Source organism: Companilactobacillus zhongbaensis (assembly GCF_003946515.1).
GTDB lineage: Bacteria > Bacillota > Bacilli > Lactobacillales > Lactobacillaceae > Companilactobacillus > Companilactobacillus zhongbaensis.
In genome coordinates, this window is the sequence record NZ_RHOM01000004.1 from 80,780 (window position 1) to 98,381 (window position 17,602).

The 17,602-nt window shown below is 39.1% G+C and carries 21 protein-coding genes; 1 reads left to right on the forward strand and 20 read right to left on the reverse strand.

Translation table 11 applies throughout. The features are described 5' to 3' along the window. Positions 1-2 precede the first annotated feature (2 nt). The 20 genes from EKM69_RS03065 to EKM69_RS03160 form a co-directional block, all read right to left on the reverse strand. Complete coding sequence (locus EKM69_RS03065; RefSeq protein ID WP_164505829.1) at positions 3-1,205, reverse strand: FtsW/RodA/SpoVE family cell cycle protein; 1,203 nt, start codon at positions 1,203-1,205, stop codon at positions 3-5. Between the two features lie 11 nt (positions 1,206-1,216). Next, on the reverse strand, positions 1,217-1,438 hold the full coding sequence (locus tag EKM69_RS03070) for a DUF2969 domain-containing protein (RefSeq protein WP_125708011.1): 222 nt from the start codon (positions 1,436-1,438) through the stop codon (positions 1,217-1,219). A gap of 9 nt (positions 1,439-1,447) precedes the next feature. Further along, on the reverse strand, positions 1,448-1,738 hold the full coding sequence (yidD, locus tag EKM69_RS03075; protein ID WP_125708122.1) for a membrane protein insertion efficiency factor YidD: 291 nt from the start codon (positions 1,736-1,738) through the stop codon (positions 1,448-1,450). A 5-nt stretch (positions 1,739-1,743) separates the two neighbouring features. Next, complete coding sequence (locus EKM69_RS03080; protein WP_125708013.1) at positions 1,744-1,926, reverse strand: DNA-directed RNA polymerase subunit beta; 183 nt, start codon at positions 1,924-1,926, stop codon at positions 1,744-1,746. Positions 1,927-1,934: 8 nt separating this feature from the next. Then, positions 1,935-2,924: a rod shape-determining protein gene (mreB, locus tag EKM69_RS03085; RefSeq protein WP_125708015.1), complete on the reverse strand. Its 990-nt coding sequence runs from the start codon at positions 2,922-2,924 to the stop codon at positions 1,935-1,937. Positions 2,925-3,133: 209 nt separating this feature from the next. Then, positions 3,134-4,456: a UDP-N-acetylglucosamine 1-carboxyvinyltransferase gene (murA, locus tag EKM69_RS03090; protein WP_125708017.1), complete on the reverse strand. Its 1,323-nt coding sequence runs from the start codon at positions 4,454-4,456 to the stop codon at positions 3,134-3,136. Positions 4,457-4,484: 28 nt separating this feature from the next. Further along, positions 4,485-4,715: a DUF1146 family protein gene (locus EKM69_RS03095; protein WP_125708019.1), complete on the reverse strand. Its 231-nt coding sequence runs from the start codon at positions 4,713-4,715 to the stop codon at positions 4,485-4,487. A gap of 621 nt (positions 4,716-5,336) precedes the next feature. Beyond that, a complete protein-coding gene (locus EKM69_RS03100) occupies positions 5,337-5,768 on the reverse strand; it encodes a F0F1 ATP synthase subunit epsilon (protein ID WP_125708020.1) in 432 nt (143 codons plus the stop codon). A 14-nt stretch (positions 5,769-5,782) separates the two neighbouring features. Then, on the reverse strand, positions 5,783-7,234 hold the full coding sequence (gene atpD / locus EKM69_RS03105; protein WP_125708022.1) for a F0F1 ATP synthase subunit beta: 1,452 nt from the start codon (positions 7,232-7,234) through the stop codon (positions 5,783-5,785). 20 nt (positions 7,235-7,254) lie between these two features. After that, a complete protein-coding gene (locus EKM69_RS03110) occupies positions 7,255-8,169 on the reverse strand; it encodes a F0F1 ATP synthase subunit gamma (RefSeq protein ID WP_125708024.1) in 915 nt (304 codons plus the stop codon). Between the two features lie 19 nt (positions 8,170-8,188). Further along, positions 8,189-9,718, reverse strand: coding sequence for a F0F1 ATP synthase subunit alpha (gene atpA / locus EKM69_RS03115; protein ID WP_125708026.1), 1,530 nt, complete (start codon positions 9,716-9,718; stop codon positions 8,189-8,191). A gap of 11 nt (positions 9,719-9,729) precedes the next feature. Continuing rightward, positions 9,730-10,281, reverse strand: a complete 552-nt coding sequence (atpH, locus tag EKM69_RS03120; RefSeq protein WP_125708029.1) for an ATP synthase F1 subunit delta — start codon at positions 10,279-10,281, stop codon at positions 9,730-9,732. Next, positions 10,268-10,789 (reverse strand): F0F1 ATP synthase subunit B, encoded by a 522-nt coding sequence (atpF, locus tag EKM69_RS03125; protein WP_125708031.1) that lies wholly within the window; start codon positions 10,787-10,789, stop codon positions 10,268-10,270. The genes atpH and atpF overlap by 14 nt, the downstream gene beginning before the upstream one ends. Positions 10,790-10,855: 66 nt before the next feature. Then, positions 10,856-11,068, reverse strand: coding sequence for a F0F1 ATP synthase subunit C (atpE, locus tag EKM69_RS03130; protein ID WP_048702666.1), 213 nt, complete (start codon positions 11,066-11,068; stop codon positions 10,856-10,858). A gap of 23 nt (positions 11,069-11,091) precedes the next feature. Continuing rightward, on the reverse strand, positions 11,092-11,802 hold the full coding sequence (atpB, locus tag EKM69_RS03135) for a F0F1 ATP synthase subunit A (RefSeq protein ID WP_125708033.1): 711 nt from the start codon (positions 11,800-11,802) through the stop codon (positions 11,092-11,094). Between the two features lie 90 nt (positions 11,803-11,892). Further along, positions 11,893-12,522 (reverse strand): uracil phosphoribosyltransferase, encoded by a 630-nt coding sequence (gene upp / locus EKM69_RS03140; protein ID WP_125708035.1) that lies wholly within the window; start codon positions 12,520-12,522, stop codon positions 11,893-11,895. Next, on the reverse strand, positions 12,522-13,544 hold the full coding sequence (locus tag EKM69_RS03145) for an L-threonylcarbamoyladenylate synthase (protein WP_125708037.1): 1,023 nt from the start codon (positions 13,542-13,544) through the stop codon (positions 12,522-12,524). The genes upp and EKM69_RS03145 overlap by 1 nt, the downstream gene beginning before the upstream one ends. Positions 13,545-13,548: 4 nt before the next feature. Further along, positions 13,549-14,400 (reverse strand): peptide chain release factor N(5)-glutamine methyltransferase, encoded by an 852-nt coding sequence (gene prmC, locus EKM69_RS03150; protein WP_125708039.1) that lies wholly within the window; start codon positions 14,398-14,400, stop codon positions 13,549-13,551. Next, entirely contained in the window at positions 14,378-15,475 is a 1,098-nt protein-coding gene (prfA, locus tag EKM69_RS03155) for a peptide chain release factor 1 (protein ID WP_125708041.1), read from the reverse strand. The genes prmC and prfA overlap by 23 nt, the downstream gene beginning before the upstream one ends. Positions 15,476-15,492: 17 nt before the next feature. Next, on the reverse strand, positions 15,493-16,071 hold the full coding sequence (locus EKM69_RS03160) for a thymidine kinase (protein ID WP_125708043.1): 579 nt from the start codon (positions 16,069-16,071) through the stop codon (positions 15,493-15,495). Positions 16,072-16,217: 146 nt separating this feature from the next. Here EKM69_RS03160 and EKM69_RS03165 point away from each other — a divergent pair, with 146 nt between their 5' ends. Next, a complete protein-coding gene (locus EKM69_RS03165; RefSeq protein ID WP_125708045.1) occupies positions 16,218-17,561 on the forward strand; it encodes a Mur ligase family protein in 1,344 nt (447 codons plus the stop codon). Positions 17,562-17,602 lie beyond the last annotated feature (41 nt).

The following is a 17,602-nucleotide window of genomic DNA, read 5'->3' on the forward strand; positions in this document are numbered from 1 at the left end:
CTCTACCTCTGTTTAAATGATACATTTTCGAACATGTAACTCTTGTGATGGTATCTCATTGACATGACTAGCCCGATACCGATCATATTCCCTAATAAGGCGGAACCACCTTGGGATATGAACGGAAGCGGAATACCAGTCAATGGCAAGAGCCCAACACTCATACCAATATTTTCGAAAACATGGAACAAGATCATCATGATTACACCTGTTGAAACATATGCATAAAATTCGTTCTTAGTATCAAATGTGATTTGTACCATTTGGTAGATCAGCAAGAAATACAACAAAATTAATACACATGAACCGATAAATCCGAAGTTCTCAGCAATAACTGAGAAGATCATATCGGACTCACGAACTGGAACGTAAACATTGGAAACATTAAAACCTTTTCCAAACAATTGACCTGAACCAATTGCTTTCATATTCTGCCATATTTGATAGCCATTTTGCGTTGTATCCATCGAAGGATTCAACCAGCTATCAATACGACTAAATTGGTATGATTTGAAACCTAATTGCATTAGAATTGGGCGTCCCCAATCAGTAGTTGCTAACGTCAGCGCTAATCCACCGACTACCGCAACGATCCCGAAGACCGTCCCAATAATACGCCAATCAATTCCTGATACTAAAACCATTCCACCGAGAATGGCGATAAATACGAGCAAAGTACCAAAGTCGTTTTGAAGTTTAAGTAAAACGATCACCGGTACCGTCCATAGTAGTAGTTTACCCAATAAAATGAAATCTGTTCTTATTGTATGGACGTGATACTCGCTATTATGCATGGTAATGACTTTACCCATCATTAATATGTAGGCGGGTTTCATTACCTCCGAAGGTTGGAACGTTAACGGACCTAAAGCAAACCAACTCTTCGCACCAGTCTGTGTAAAATATGCACGACTATAGAAAATCAGGACTAATAATAAGAGCGCTAGTCCAGCGTAATATGCGTAATTGGCAATCTGCCAAAGTTGTTCTGCATCGAACTGCATCACGATTGCTACGATCGTAGCACCGATGGCATACCAGAGAACTTGCGTAATTACATTCTTCAGTGGATTCTCGGAATCATGGATAGTCGCAACATAAATCGACATTAATCCAATGATCGCCAACATCATTACCGAAAAAATAATTCCATAATCAATGCGTGATTCTAGATCATTTTCTTTATTATTATTCCTCATTTGCATTTTAACACCTATTAATGATTATGTAGATTATATTGCATTAACAATTCGTTAATTGCATCATCTAACTTCACGGATTTAAAAGGTGTATCGTTACTCTCAACGAATGATAAGTAACGATCTCCTTCTTTACGAATTGTTCCAATATATTTCTTGCCATCCCATAATTCATAAGTTTCAGGATCATCACTGATGTCCTTTAAATTAATTTCAATGGGTTTGTTCTTTCTTGCCATTAAATTTTCCTATTCTTTGCTATGAAATTTTTTTGCTATGATCTCATCTTCGTATTCTTCAGGATGAGGATTACGAAAAATCGTAAAATGATCTGGTACTGGATCTACTCCACCACGAACAAAGGGATTGCAGCGCAAAATTCTTGCAGTCCCCATAATCATTCCCAAGATTGCCCCGTGTTTCTTAACCGCGGAGATAAAATAACTTGAACAAGTTGGATAATACCGACAACTTGGTGGCAATATAGGTGATATAAACTTTTGATAGACTCTTACTATCCCAATCAACAATTTCTTCAACATAGCTATCTCAGAAAGTCGAACATGTGGATCCAAGTTCCAGGCCAAAGTACAGCTAATGGATTAGAGCCTCCAAGCCCTGACCCGATCAACATTCCTAAAACGAAAAAAATCAACATGAATAACAAAACCCAGCCGATCTTCTTGAATACACCGTGACGGTATTCTTTTCCAAAATCTCGTTTCATATTACACCTTAATATTTCTTATGTTTTTCAATATTTTCCAGAAGGATTCCTGTACCCAACGCAACCGAATCAAGTGGTCGATCCGTCATTAATACGGGAACTTCTAATTCTTGTGATAGTAGTTTGTCTAAGTTTTTCAGTAAAGCTCCACCACCTGTCAACATGATACCACGATCGATGATATCCGCTGACAATTCAGGTGGTGTTTCTTCGAGGACACTCTTAGCTGACTCAATAATTTGCTTGACGCCGTCGTGGAGTGCCTCTTCGATTTCTTTCTCGTTAAGAGTTATCTCTTTAGGCAAACCGGAAACAATATCAATACCACTGGCAGAGAATGTTTCACTTTCATCACCATCTAAGGCAGCACCAATTTGTTTCTTGATCTCTTCAGACGTACGTTCACCAATGATCAAGCTGTGTGATTGTTTAACGTATGCTTGAATTGCTGAAGTCATCTTGTCACCAGCAAAACGTAATGAACGGCTAGTAACGACGTCACCCATTGACAAGACAGCGATATCACTAGTACCACCACCGATATCGATCACCATGTTACCTTGTGGTTTAAAAATATCTAAACCAGCACCAACGGCAGCAACCTTTGGTTCTAGTTGAAGATAAACTTTACCACCACCGGCTTGTTCAGCGGCTTCGATGATCGATTTTTGTTCAACAGGAGTAACATTTGTTGGCGCACAGATCATAATTATCGGCTTTGAGAAAAAGCTCTTGACGTTTAATTTATCGATAAAATACTGAAGCATTTTTTCAGTGATATTAAAGTCGGCGATCACACCGTCTTTGAGCGGTCTAATAGCCTTAATATTGGCCGGAGTTCTTCCGACCATCTTGTAAGCATCTTTACCAACTGCAACAACATCGTTTGTTCTTGAGTTGATGGCCACGATCGAAGGCTCGTTTAATACGATTCCTTCTCCTTTAACATCAATTAACACATTCGCTGTTCCCAAATCAATTCCAAGATATTTCGCCATACTATATCCTCCAAAAATCTAGACAAAAAAAGTATATCATAACCAACGATTGCATGACATCGATAAACAAAAAAAGTAGTCATAAACCAGCCATCATTTTATACGATAATATAAATTCTTGTTACTTTTTGACGGAAAAAATGACAATATTCTTCTGCGAATATTGCCATTTTGCCATCAATTGCTGAAGTTAAACTAATATTTAAATCCTATGCTAATTTATCTACGCCTGAAATAGTCTTGAAGACTAAACTCTCACGACCATTTTTGTCGATCGATACACGTCGAATATTAGCACCAAGATCTCTTAACTTCTCTGTAAAATTGTAATAACCGCGATCCAAATACTGAAGATTTGAAACACGTGTTTCACCTTCAGCGACCAAACCAGCTAAAACTAATGCTGCTGCTGCTCGCAAATCAGTAGCAGAAACATTGGCACCAGTTAAATTGGCTGGTCCAAACATAATAGCAGAATTACCTTCGATCTTATAATCAGCTTGCATCTTACCTAATTCAGGAAAATGCATAAATCTATTTTCAAATACAGTCTCAGTCATTACAGTTGTACCGTTACTGAGCAATTGTGCTAAAGTCATTTGAGCTTGCATATCAGTTGGGAAACCAGGATGTGGCAATGTCTTCACATCAACTGCTTTAAGATCATCAGTCCCGATAACACGAATACCCTCATCAGACTCGATGATCGAAACGCCCATTTCTTGAAGCTTTGAGATCAATGGCTTATTGTGAGCCACTACGGCATCTTTAATAAAAATATCACCATTAGTAACAGCAGCAGCAACCATGAAAGTACCAGCTTCGATGCGGTCTTGCATAATTGAATGCTCGCAACCGTGCATCTCTTTAACACCTTTAATACGAATAGTATTAGTACCAGCACCAGAAATATTAGCGCCCATCTTACTCAAAACATTGGCAAGATCGACAATTTCAGGCTCACGGGCAACGTTATCAATAACAGTCTCCCCTTCAGCCAAAGTAGCAGCCATCATAATATTTTGCGTAGCACCAACACTAGGAAAGTCCAAATAAATCTCCGCACCATATAATCCAGAAGCGGTAGCATCAATATATCCACCATTTTGGGTAAATTGTGCTCCCATAGCTTCCAAACCCTTCAAGTGAAGGTCAATTGGACGAGAACCAATAGCACAGCCACCAGGCATAGCTACATGAGCCTCACCACAACGAGCCAAAATAGGACCTAAAACCACAATAGAGGCCCGCATCTTATCAACAAGCTCCTCTGGAGCAGTAGTAGAAATACCCTCAGAAGAATCAATTATAATCGATTCATTATTTTCATTAAATTGAATATCAGCATCTAACGCACCAAGCACCTTGCACATAGTGGTAACGTCTGATAAAGGAGGTATATTACTTAAATATGTTTTCCCTTTGGATGCTAACAATGTCGACGCAAGAATCGGCAAAACGGCATTTTTAGCGCCTTCAATTTTAACAGAACCCTCAAGACGCGAAGGCCCATCTACAATAATCTGTTGCAATATATTTACCTCCAAAACGTTAATTTGATCAAATTAATAACGTTAGGTTTTGTGAAACATTAAGAATGCTCAATAAAAATGAGCTAACCGTATAACCTAGCGCAATCGAAATTAGCGCTACAAGTAATTGTAACATTCTTGTGTTATTTTTGTCATAAATCTTTCGCCAATCAATAGCCTGCAAAGCATTATAACTAAGCCAAATAAAAAATAAATGACTAACAATAGTAATAATCGCGTTAATTCCTAAACTATTCATAATCTAAACCTCTTCCATCACCCTAACATGAAACCGAAAACAACGCACACTTGAACACCAGACTTAAAAAAAACCTAAAAAATGACAAAACAACAAAAAATTGAAAGCCAAAATATTCCGAGCAGTATATTATTATTAGATCGGGGCGACCCTTGACGACGAAGGAGTCAAGAAGCCAAAAAGACAAACCAAATACCAAACAAATCGATGATAACGAAAAGTAATAATTGACCAGATAGAAACAAAAAGTCAAAATCACAAAACAAGAAAACATAGATACCACAATAAAAACCAAAACAGTATACCAGGACAAAGATAAGTACCGTACCCCCACCGAAAAAAATAGTTTTGACTATCTTAGATTCTGGGGGGTGGAGGGAATTCGACCGTCAGCCATGAAATTTCACTTGGTGGTTTACCACCTAGTGAAAGACTCGTATTTGAGATCGTCGAAGCGGTCTACTTCGATGAGCTCAAATCGAGTCCATGGCGTTCCACGGTCGCAATTCCCGGAACCCCCCAGAATCGGCAATCAACCATCACCCATCCTATAACCTCAAAAAAACCCAAAAACAAAAGCAAAAAAAATCCAAAGCCACAAACCGGCTTTGGATTTTTATTTTATTTATGTTCACTAACATTAATTCTATTGATAGCCTTCTTAAGTGATACTTGAGCACGATCTAAATCATCAACATTGTTCTTCTCTTTAGCTGATTGAATAGTCTCTTCAGCCTTTTGCTTTTGATACTTAGCACGTCGAAGATCAATATCACGAGCTCTTTCAGCACTGTTAGCAACAATAGAAACTAGATCATTGCTGAACTCCAGAAAACCACCGTTGACGGCGATTGCATCTTCATGATCAGGCTTGTCTATCCGTTTCACGCGAACTTCTGCAATTTTTAATGGGGCGATAATTGGTTCATGACTCTTCATAATACCAATGTCTCCATCAATAGCGCTAGCAACGATGACATTTGCGTGATGATTATAAACGACACCATCAGGAGTAACAATATTGACCGTCATTGGTTGTTCTTGATCAGCCATATTATCCCTCCTTATTAGTTGGCAACTGCTTCAGTTGCGTTATCGTCTTGTTCATCTTCTGGCTTCCAACCCATCTTCTTAGCCTTGTCGATAACGTCAGAAATTCCACCGACACCATTAAAGGCATCTTCAGGAATATCATCGTATTTACCATCAAGAATTTCTCTGAAGTCTTTAACTGTTTCTTCAACTGGAACGTATGAACCAGGAAGACCAGTAAATTGTTCAGCAACTGAGAAGTTTTGTGATAGGAAGAATTGAATACGTCTTGCACGAGCAACAATAGTCTTTTCTTCGTCAGATAATTCATCCATACCAAGAATTGAAATGATATCTTGTAATTCACGATATCTTTGCAATACTTGTTGAACTTCAGTAGCAACAGCATAGTGTTCTTTACCAACGATAGCTGGGTCAAGAGCAGATGATGATGATGCTAGTGGATCAACGGCTGGATAAATACCCATTTCTGTTAAACTACGCTCCAAGTTAGTAGTTGCATCCAAGTGAGCGAATGTTGTAGCAGGAGCAGGGTCAGTATAGTCATCGGCAGGAACATAAACGGCTTGAATTGAAGTAATAGAACCCTTTTGAGTTGAAGTGATTCTTTCTTGCAATTGTCCCATTTCTGTAGCCAATGTTGGTTGGTAACCAACGGCTGATGGCATACGACCAAGCAAAGCTGAAACTTCTGAACCAGCTTGAGTAAATCTAAAGATGTTATCGATGAACAAGAGCACATCTTGTCCTTCAACATCACGGAAGTACTCAGCGATTGTTAATCCTGTTAAGGCAACACGCATACGAGCACCAGGAGATTCATTCATTTGTCCATAAACCATGGCTGTCTTTTTCAAAACACCTGATTCTTTCATTTCATAATAAAGGTCATTACCTTCACGAGTTCTTTCTCCAACACCAGTAAATACTGAAATACCACCATGCTCTTCGGCGATATTGTGGATCAACTCTTGGATAAGAACGGTTTTACCAACACCGGCACCACCGAACAAACCAACTTTACCACCACGAACGTATGGCTCAAGCAAGTCGATAACCTTAATACCTGTTTCCAGGATTTCTGTAGAAGTATTTAATTCATCGTATTTTGGAGCTTCACGGTGAATACTATCTCTTCTAAAATCAGCAGGGAATTCTTCCCCACCATCAATTGATTCACCTAAAACGTTGAACACACGTCCTAGGGTTTCTTTACCAACAGGAACGGTAATTGAACCTCCTGTATTGATAACTTCAGCACCTCTTTGAAGTCCGTCAGTTGAACCCATAGAAATAGCACGCAAGGCGCCATCACCAAGTTCCAATGCAACTTCAACGGTGATTACTGATCCGTCACTCTTTTTAATTGTAAGAGCATCGTTTAATTCAGGTAGATCTCCATCTAATGGGAATTCCACGTCAACGACAGGACCAATAACTTGAATAACTGTTCCTTTGCTACTCATTAATTTGGCTCCTTTCTAAACTATTCTAGTGCCGCAGCACCGCCAACAATCTCTGTGATCTCAGTAGTAATTTGTGCTTGACGGGCACGATTGTAGTGCAATGACAATGAAGAAATCAAGTCATCAGCATTATCGGTCGCACTCTTCATAGCTGTAACTGAAGCAGCATGCTCTGCTGTCTTAGCATCCATCATGGCACCGAAGACAATGCTTTCGATATATTGTGGGACAATTGCTGAAAGAACTGTCTCAGGATCTGGATCTTTAATATATTCGCTAGCAATGTGTTCTTCTTCTAAAGTCACGTCTTCAGGGGCGTCTAGTGGAAGAAGTTTTTCTTCCGTAAATCTAGATACTAGTGAGTTAACGTGGTGGTTGTGACAAATGAAAATCTCATCAAATGAACCTGCTTGGTACAATTGCAAGACTGACTTAACAATTGGAGTAATGTCTTCAACCGCTGGAACATCGGGTAACCCACGATATTCATAAGCAATGTCGTAACCACGAGCTTTAAAAAATTCTGTACCGGTATTACCTAGTGAAATAATAGTAAATTTACTCTTGTCATTGTTGTACTTCTTTTTAAAGATGTCCATCATGGCCTTCAAAATATTACTATTGTATCCACCAACTAATCCACGATCACTAGTCAACACTACATAGGCTGACTTTTTAACATCACGAACTTGAAGGATATTGTTAACACTCAACGGATCGGCAGTATTACCTGAAGGAACGTCTTTAAAAACGTTCCCTAGCGTTAAGTGACGAACGATATCTTTTACTTTATTTGCATAAAGTTGATAAGCAACAGATTGTTTTTCAATACGAGAAAGTTTAGCACCAGAAACCATTTGCATGGCTCTTGTGATCTGACCGGTTTTTTGAGTAGAAGTAATTCTTCTTTTAATGTCCATTAGGGACTCAGCCATAATTTAAACCTCCAGTATTTTATTTAGCTTGCTCATCTGTGCCCTTTGAAGCTAAGTAGTTTTGTGTAAATTCATCTACACCGGACTTCATAGCTTCTTCATCAGGAAGAGCACCAGTTTCTTTGATTGTCTTTAAGAGATCTGGGTGATTTGCGTCAAAGAATTCAGAAAGTGAAGCTTCGTATTCAAGGATGTCATCAACTTTGATCTTATCCAAGAATCCTCTTGTTAAAGCAAATAGGATCAAGACTTGTTTTTCAACAGGCATTGGTGAGTGAACTGGTTGTTTTAGAACTTCAACTGTTCTGGCACCACGATCCAATTTAGCCTTAGTAGCTTCATCAAGATCAGAACCGAATTGAGCAAATGATTCCAATTCACGATATGAAGAAAGGTCTAGACGAAGTGTACCAGCAACTTTCTTCATCGCTTTGATCTGAGCGTCACCACCAACACGAGAAACAGATTCACCAGCGTTGATAGCTGGACGTGTACCTGAATAGAATAAGTCACTACTCAAGAAAATCTGTCCATCAGTGATGGAAATAACGTTAGTAGGAATATAAGCTGAAATATCTCCGGCTTGTGTTTCAACGATAGGCATAGCAGTCATCGAACCACCGCCTAGATCGTCACTCAACTTAGCAGCACGTTCTAGTAAACGTGAGTGCAAGTAGAAAACGTCACCAGGATAAGCTTCACGCCCAGGTGGTCTACGAAGCAATAGCGAAATTTCACGATAGGCATTAGCTTGTTTACTTAAGTCATCATAGATGATCAAGACATGCTTGCCGTTATACATGAAGTATTCACCCATTGCACAACCAGCATATGGGGCAAAGTACAACATTGGAGATGGTTGTGAAGGACCAGCTTCAACAACGATAGTATAGTCCATAGCACCATGTTCTTTTAATGTTTGTACTTGGTTTCTAATAGTTGATTCTTTTTGTCCAATAGCTACGTACACACAGATCATATCTTGATCTTTTTGGTTAATGATTGTATCGATAGCAATTGATGTTTTACCTGTTTTACGGTCACCGATGATCAACTCACGTTGTCCACGTCCGATCGGAACTAATGAGTCAACAGCCTTCAAACCAGTTTGTAGTGGTTGGAAAACTGATTTACGTTGCATAACACCGGGTGCAGGAGATTCAATAGGTCGAGTCTTATCAGTTTTGATTTCACCAAGTCCATCAACTGGTTGACCCAAAGAGTTAACAACACGTCCGATCATTTCTTCCCCAACAGGAACTTCCATGATACGACCAGTTCTTTTAACTGTATCGCCTTCACGAATTTGATCATAGCTACCCAAGATGATGATACCAACATCATCACTTTCAAGGTTTTGAGCCACACCATAAGTTCCGTCTTGGAATTCAAGTAATTCACTCGCCATAGCATTTTCAAGGCCATTAGCACGAGCAATACCATCACCGACGTATGTAACTGTACCTACTTCATCAACTGAGAGTTCATTCTTATAGTTCTTTAATTGTTCTTTGATTAGAGAACTAATCTCTTCAGTTTTGATGCTCATTCTTTTCACCTCTACTTATTTTTAACCAATAGCAAATTCTTGATAGCAGTGTAACGTTTGAGCACACTACCGTCGATTACTTGATCACCAACACGGATAATAACTCCACCGATGATTGAAGGATCTACTATTTTTGTTAAGTTTGCTTGTTTGACCGAGAAGCGTTGTTGAATTACAGATCTTAATTGATCTTCTTGTTCAGCAGTCAACTCGATCGTAGAAGTTACTGTAACTTCCACAATACCGTTATCGGCATCATATTTTTCAATGTATGCATCTGCAATTTCCTCAACACAATCCAAACGTCCCCGTTCAAATAACATTGATAAGAAGTTTTGCATTAGCTCATCAAAAGGCTTCTTTAAATTGTCGACGATCTTTTGCTTTTCGCTAGGTGCGATCGTCCGACCTGAAAAGGCAACGACTAACGTTGGATTTTCTTCATAGATAACTTTAAGTGCCTTAAGATCGTCAAGAATTTCTTTTACCGAATTCTCTTCTTGAGCGACTTCATAAAGAGCTTTACTGTAACGTTTACCTACTTGAAATTTACTTAGTTTCATTGTTTACAGTCAACTCCTTAATGTAAGAGTCGATCAAAGACTTTTGATCGTCAGCATTAAGCTCTTTAGAGATAACTTTAGATGCGATCTCTAATGACAAGTTAGCAATATCATTTTGTGCTTCGTTCATTGCATCTTGTTTAGCTTTTTCTGCATCTGACTTAGCTTTTTGTCTTACTGATTCAGCTTCACTATGAGCTTGTGAGACAATAGTTTTCTTTTGTTCGTCACCATTGTCTTTAGCTTTGTTCACGATCTCAATAGCTTCTGCACGTGAATTCTTGAGTGCATCTTCACGTTCTTTCTTAAGCTTTTCTGCACTTGCACGTTCAGAATCAGCATAATCAAGGTCACTTGTGATCTTGTCTGATCTGGCGTCCATCATCTTTGTAACGGGACCCCATGCAAAATGCTTAACTGCCCAAGTTAACAGGATGAAAGAAATAAGAATAAAAAGCATGTCACCTAAAGCTAGTTTACCTGCTCCAAGTACTAAAATACCTGCCATTTTCTCAACTCCTTCCCTTCATATAAAACATAAAAAGGCGATCTTTCATCGCCAAAATTATAGTTTCTATACGAAAAGAATAACGAAAGCAATGGCGATGGCGATGATAGGAACAGCTTCGATCAAACCAACACCAATAAACATAGTACCTCTTAATTGACCAGATACTTCTGGTTGACGTGCCATACCTTCAAGTGTTTTTGAGATAACGAGTCCGTTACCAATTGATGCACCAAAAGCTGCTAAACCAGCTGCAATAGCTGCGGCGATTTCCTTCATAATTTAAAATCCTCCAATAAAAGTTATTCTTTTGTCATTTTGCGTGAAATATAAACCATAGATAATGTGGTAAATACGTACGCTTGGATGGCTCCAATAAATACTGAGAACCCTTGCCAGATCATTTCAAGTGGTATTGCGACCACAAACGATACAGCACCAAAGCTCTTAGCAACAGTTCCAATAAGTGCCAGAAGTACTTCACCGGCAAAAATATTACCGTAGAGACGGAGTGACAACGTTAAGAAGTTAGTGAACTCCTCTAGAAGGTTAACTGGCGTTAAAAATGAAACAGGTCTTGCAAAATTGGCTATATAGCCGCCAAATCCGAATTTCCTGACTGAATAATAATGCGCAAGTAGCAATGAAACTAGTGCTAATGACATCGTTACGATCGGATTTGCAGTTGGTGACTTCAAGTATGTGAAGCCGTCAACTTTCACTTGCAAAATCAAACCTAGTTGGTTCGAAATAAAGATGAATAAAAATAATACAAATGCATAAAGACTAAATCTATTACCAGATTCTCCTGGAAAGGCAGATTTAACAATGCTATTTGTGAAATCAATCATCCATTCCAAAACGTTTTGGGCTTTACCAGGTTTCATCGTGACTTTACGCGATAAAGCGAATACCAAAATGAAGACTAACAAAGCTACAACTAATGCAGATAAGCAATTGGCGACATTGAACCGAAGACCAAGGAAGTCAATAAACTTATATTTATCATCCAATAATAACCCCCCTTTCTTCGCTTATTGAAAAACATATTGATACTTCAAAAATGATACCACTTAAAAATGTTTATTTAAATAGTGATTTTTTTATTTAGTACCAAATAATCTGTCTCCAGCATCACCTAGACCAGGGAAAATGTAACCACTGTCAGTAAGCTTCTCATCAAGTGATGCAGCATAAATATCAACGTCCGGATGTTCTTTTTGAACTTCCGCTACACCTTCAGGCGCAGCAACTAGGACAACGAGACGCATATGCTTGGCACCACGCTTCTTCAATGCTTCAATGGCCATGTTGGCTGATCCACCTGTTGCTAACATTGGATCAACGATGAATAATTCACGTTGGTCAATGTCACTAGGTAGTTTAACAAAATACTCGTGAGGTTTTAAAGTTTTTTCATCACGGTACATACCGATGTGTCCTACTTTAGCAGCAGGGATCAATTGCAATACTCCATCGACCATGCCTAGTCCGGCACGAAGGATCGGAATAACTGCCAATTTCTTTCCGGCAATCATCTTTTGAGTTGATTTACCCATTGGTGTTTCGACTTCAACGTCTGCCAATGGAAGGTCGCGAGTGATCTCATAGACCATCAATTCAGCGATTTCGTTAGCAACTTCACGAAACACCTTAGTTCCGGTGTGTTTACTCCGGATGATCGTAAGTTTGTGTTGAATTAGAGGATGGTTCAGTACTTGAAATTTTGGCATTATTTTTCTCCTTGTGTTTTGAAATGTTGTTGACCTGCTGATTTGTTTAGCCGGTTGCCATAAGCAGCCCCGTGTCCAGTTTCTGGAAAACCTTGGGCCAATATGATTGGTACTTGTGTATCATCCAGTGCTCTTAAGCCTGCGAATAAATGCTTAGATGCAGAAATGACGTCTTCGCCTAACGAGTAAGTTTTGAAGTTACCTGAAAGTTGCTCTAGAACTGGATCTGTTGCCAATATCCCGATCGTATCAGCTTCATTTTGATATTGTTTGATAGCTTTCGGGAAGTCTTGCACATTATCAACAATGATGACTTGTGCATTAGGTGCATAATGCTTATATTTCATCCCTGGAGCCTTTGGGATCTCTTTTTGACTTACCTTATGGTGATCACTGGCAACGTCGCCCAAAACGTTCATAAGCTCATTTTCAGTGATCATTCCTGGGCGCAAAATAGTCGGTACTTTGGCGGAAAGATCGATTACAGTCGATTCGACACCGATCACAGTCGGTCCATCATCCAAAATTGCCGCGATTTTACCTTTTAGATCATGATAGACGTGTTTCGCCTCGGTTGGACTGGGCTTTCCACTAGTATTAGCAGATGGGCCTACGATTGGTTTACCGAAAGTCTTGATCAAGTCTAAGGTCGCCTGATTATTCGGCATCCTAAACGCCGCTGTTGATAATCCACCGGTCACCTCTTTAGAGAGAGCCCCTGGTTGGATCGGCATAATGATCGTTAACGGTCCTGACCAAAATTGATCCATCAATTTTTGGGCTTGAGTTTGATAACGATTATCAGCGTATTGCCAAACCATTTCTGGACTGTCGACGTGCACGATCAATGGATTGTCACTCGGTCGTCCTTTGGCAGCATAGACATTCTTGACCACATCCGGTCGCGTTGCGTCGGCTCCTAAGCCATAAACGGTCTCGGTCGGGAAAGCAACTAATTGACCATCTGCTAAAAAGTCGGCAGCACGTTTGATCTGATCATCTTTTAAAATTAGAGTCTCCAACGTTTTACACCTTCTTTCTTTGAGCTTTTAAATATCGATAATTACCACTAATATCCTTATAGAATTTTACAACATATTGCGACATGTTTTTACCAAATATTTGCTGAATTTGATTTTTTTGATGATATCCAAATTCCATGTACAAATTTCCACCGTCAGCAAGATGATCGTCGACTACTTTTGAGATGCGTTGATAGATCTCTAGACCTTCATTTTCACCATAAAGTGCCAAATCTGGTTCGTACTTTTTCACACTATCATCCATAACATCTTTTTCAGAGCCCGCAATATAAGGCGGATTTGAAACGATGACATCAAACTTTTGATCACCTAGGTTATCAAACAAATCACTCTGTACAAAAGAAATGTTCGCACATTGGAAGATGTTAGCATTTTTTGAAGCGACACGTAATGCTGCTTCAGAAATGTCTGATGCGATAATTTGACTCTCTGGAAAAGCCAGTGCCAACGAAATCGCAATGACTCCTGACCCAGTTCCGATGTCTAAAATTTGTAAATCTTTCCTATTATTATCGTTGATCGCTTGATCAACCATTTCTTCGGTTTCCTGTCGTGGAATCAAGACATTTTGGTCAACTAAGAACTTTCGTCCCATAAAATAAGCTGAACCCAAAATGTATTGGACTGGTTCATCATGTAATAGTCGCTTTAAACCATTGTCAAACTGCTCTTGAATATCATCAGGCACTAGTTCGTTGCGATGAATTTGTAGCTGAGTGTAATTGAATCCTGATAGTTCTTCCATCAGATACTCGGCATCTTCAGGAAACTTGTCAGATTCTTTCAGCATTAAAAAAGCCCTGTTAAGGGCATTAGAATAGCTTAGTCTCTCCACTTTCGATTTGCTCCAACTTCTTAGTTTGATCAAATACGACTAATGCGTCGATGATTTCGTCTAATTCACCGTTCATGATCCGATCGAGCTTGTTCAATGAAAGTCCGATTCTATGGTCAGTTACACGATTTTGTGGATAGTTGTAAGTTCTGATCCGTTCGGAACGGTCACCAGTACCTACAGCTGACTTACGTTGTTCATCATATTCACTTTGATTTTGTGATTCATAATAATCGTAAACACGTGAACGCAAGATCTGCATCGCTTTTTCACGGTTTTGTTGTTGTGATCTTTGGTCTTGCATGGCCACGACGATACCAGTTGGTAAATGGGTCATACGTACAGCTGATGAAGTTTTATTGATATGTTGTCCACCGGCACCAGATGAACGATAAACATCGGTTCTAATATCGTTAGGATCAATATCAACGTCAACTTCGTCATACTCAGGCATAATTGCAACAGTAGCAGTCGATGTGTGCACACGACCGGCTGACTCAGTTGCAGGAACTCTTTGAACACGGTGAGCTCCATTTTCATACTTGAGTTTTGAATAAACTCGACTACCAGTGATCATGATAGCAACATCCTTGTAGCCACCTACTTCGGTAGCATTCTCGTCGATGATCTCAAAGTTCCAGCCTTGTTTTTCAGCGTATTTTGAGTACATACCCAAAAGATCTCCGGCAAACAAACTAGCTTCATCTCCACCAGCTGCTCCACGGATCTCCATGATAATGTTTTTATCATCGTTAGGGTCTTTAGGAAGCATCAATAATGTAATGTCGTGTTCGACCTTCTCGAGTTCTTCCTTTGACTCGTTTAATTCATCTTTGGCTAAAGCTTGCATTTCTGCATCATCAGTTTCACGAAGGATCTCGTCACTGTCAGCAATGCTCTTCTTTAGTTCTTTATATTTCTTAAAGGCAGCTACGACATCACGCATGTCGGCTTCCTCTTTAGAAAGTTTCATGTATCGTTTAGTATCATTAATAACTTCCGGGTCACTCATTAATTCTTGTAATTCGTTATATCGATCCAAAAGTCCTTCAAGTTGATCAAAAATTTTATCCACTTTAAGAATCCTTTCTCTTACTCATTTAACATTGGAGGGTGGTTATAGTGACGACGACAAACGGGATAATACATCTCGTTACCGCCAATAGCTATTTGGTCTCCCTCATAAACTGGCTTGCCATCTGACATTCGCATATTCATTGTAGCTTTTTTCTTGCAGAACCAGCAGATTGTTTTCATCTCTTCTAGTTTATCAGCATATAACAACAAATACTTGGATCCTTCAAATAATTCATTTCGAAAATCATTTTTTAATCCAAAGGCCATCACTGGAATGTGTAATTCGTCTACGACTTGGGTAGCCTGAATAACTTGTTCTTTAGTCATAAACTCACATTCGTCGATCAAGACGCAAGCAGCGTCAGTATTTTCCTCTTTAACAATATCATAAACGTTTGAATTATGTTCTAATGCGATCGCATCTGCATCTAATCCAATTCGGCTCGAGATCTTTCCTTTACCAGATCTGGTATCTATTATACTAGTCATCAAAATGACTGACTTACCTTGTTCCTTATAATTGTGGGCTACTTTCAAAATTTCAATTGATTTCCCACTGTTCATTGCACCATATTTAAAAAATAGTTGAGCCAAATGTCCGCCTCCAAAATTATTTCCTTGAAAATTATACCCAAAACGACCAGTAATTAATATACTTTCATGTCATTCCGGTACAAAATCAGCTAAAATATTATTTATGTGTGCTAAGATATTTCTATTAAAATAATTGAGGTTCGACAATGACACTTAAATCAAGTATTGCAACACTTACTGGAAAAAGTTCTTATTTCATCTTGAGTACCTTCTTCAATGGAGGCTCATCATACCCTGGCAAGATCGCTCACAAGATCGATCCTGATATTTTAGGTTCATTAGGTAAAAACTACGAATTGATCGTCGTTACTGGTACTAACGGAAAAACTTTAACGACTTCCTTGATCAACAAAATGCTTACTCAAAAATACGAAGACGTGTTAACTAACCCTACCGGTTCAAACATGGTCCAAGGGATCGTTACTAGCTTTTTGACTCATCACAAGAAGAGTAAAAAGCCTCTAGCAGTCCTTGAAGTCGATGAAGCTAACGTTGAGATCATTTGTCGATACATTAAGCCAAAGTACTTCGTTCTAACTAATATTTTCCGTGATCAAATGGATCGCTACGGTGAGATCTACACGACTTATCAAAAGATCCTCAACGGTATCAAGTTAGCACCAGAAGCTACGATTATCGCCAACGGTGACGCAGCTATTTTCAGTTCAAAGGATCTACCTAATAAAGTGATTTATTATGGTTTCTCTGATCAAGGCTTTGAAGATGTCGACATCAAGGCACCTACTAACACCGATGGAGTGTTATGCCCTAAATGTAATCACATCTTGCACTACCACAAGATCTCTTACGCTAACTTAGGAAGCTACTTCTGCCCTAACTGTGGCTTCAAGCGTCACGAGCTCGACTACCAAGTTACCGATATCGAAACTTTACTACCTAATAAAACTAAATTTTCGATCGATGACAATCAATTCACGATGAATATCGGTGGAAAATACAACATTTACAATGCCTTGGCAGCTTATGCCGTAGCTTCTGAACTAGGCATTACTAACGAACATATCAAAAAAGCCTTCTCCTACGACGAAAAAGTCTTCGGACGTCAAGAGACTATCAACGTCGATGGCAAAGACGTCAACATCATCTTGGTGAAAAACCCAGTTGGATTAAACCAGGTGATCGAAACTATTTTGAGTGACAAATCTGATTACTCCTTGGCTTTCTTGCTCAACGCCAATTATGCGGATGGTATCGACACTAGTTGGATCTGGGATGCAAACTTTGAAGACTTCGACTATGATAAACTTCCACTAGTCATCACTGGTGGAAAACGGGTCAAAGATGTCACCTTCCGTTTCAAGATTGCCGGATTAGACATGAATAAAAACATCGAAACAACTGAGATCGAAGATTTTGTCAAAGCTTTACCAAAAGTACCAACCGACAAAATTTACGTCTTGGCAACATATACAGCCATGATGAGTCTTCGAAAAGTTTTAAGCGAAAAAGGCTTCATCAATAAAAAATAAAAATAACGTACATCGATTGAAATTTTCGATGTACGTTATTT

Excerpts from the sequence above, each read along its gene's own strand:
- EKM69_RS03065 (WP_164505829.1), bottom strand. The coding sequence starts at position 1,205 with ATGCAAATGAGGAATAATAATAAAGAAAATGATCTAGAATCACGCATT.
- EKM69_RS03070 (WP_125708011.1), bottom strand. The coding sequence starts at position 1,438 with ATGGCAAGAAAGAACAAACCCATTGAAATTAATTTAAAGGACATCAGT.
- EKM69_RS03080 (WP_125708013.1), bottom strand. The coding sequence starts at position 1,926 with ATGAAACGAGATTTTGGAAAAGAATACCGTCACGGTGTATTCAAGAAG.
- mreB (WP_125708015.1), bottom strand. The coding sequence starts at position 2,924 with ATGGCGAAATATCTTGGAATTGATTTGGGAACAGCGAATGTGTTAATT.
- EKM69_RS03095 (WP_125708019.1), bottom strand. The coding sequence starts at position 4,715 with ATGAATAGTTTAGGAATTAACGCGATTATTACTATTGTTAGTCATTTA.
- EKM69_RS03100 (WP_125708020.1), bottom strand. The coding sequence starts at position 5,768 with ATGGCTGATCAAGAACAACCAATGACGGTCAATATTGTTACTCCTGAT.
- atpD (WP_125708022.1), bottom strand. The coding sequence starts at position 7,234 with ATGAGTAGCAAAGGAACAGTTATTCAAGTTATTGGTCCTGTCGTTGAC.
- EKM69_RS03110 (WP_125708024.1), bottom strand. The coding sequence starts at position 8,169 with ATGGCTGAGTCCCTAATGGACATTAAAAGAAGAATTACTTCTACTCAA.
- atpA (WP_125708026.1), bottom strand. The coding sequence starts at position 9,718 with ATGAGCATCAAAACTGAAGAGATTAGTTCTCTAATCAAAGAACAATTA.
- atpH (WP_125708029.1), bottom strand. The coding sequence starts at position 10,281 with ATGAAACTAAGTAAATTTCAAGTAGGTAAACGTTACAGTAAAGCTCTT.
- atpF (WP_125708031.1), bottom strand. The coding sequence starts at position 10,789 with ATGGCAGGTATTTTAGTACTTGGAGCAGGTAAACTAGCTTTAGGTGAC.
- atpE (WP_048702666.1), bottom strand. The coding sequence starts at position 11,068 with ATGAAGGAAATCGCCGCAGCTATTGCAGCTGGTTTAGCAGCTTTTGGT.
- upp (WP_125708035.1), bottom strand. The coding sequence starts at position 12,522 with ATGCCAAAATTTCAAGTACTGAACCATCCTCTAATTCAACACAAACTT.
- EKM69_RS03165 (WP_125708045.1), top strand. The coding sequence starts at position 16,218 with ATGACACTTAAATCAAGTATTGCAACACTTACTGGAAAAAGTTCTTAT.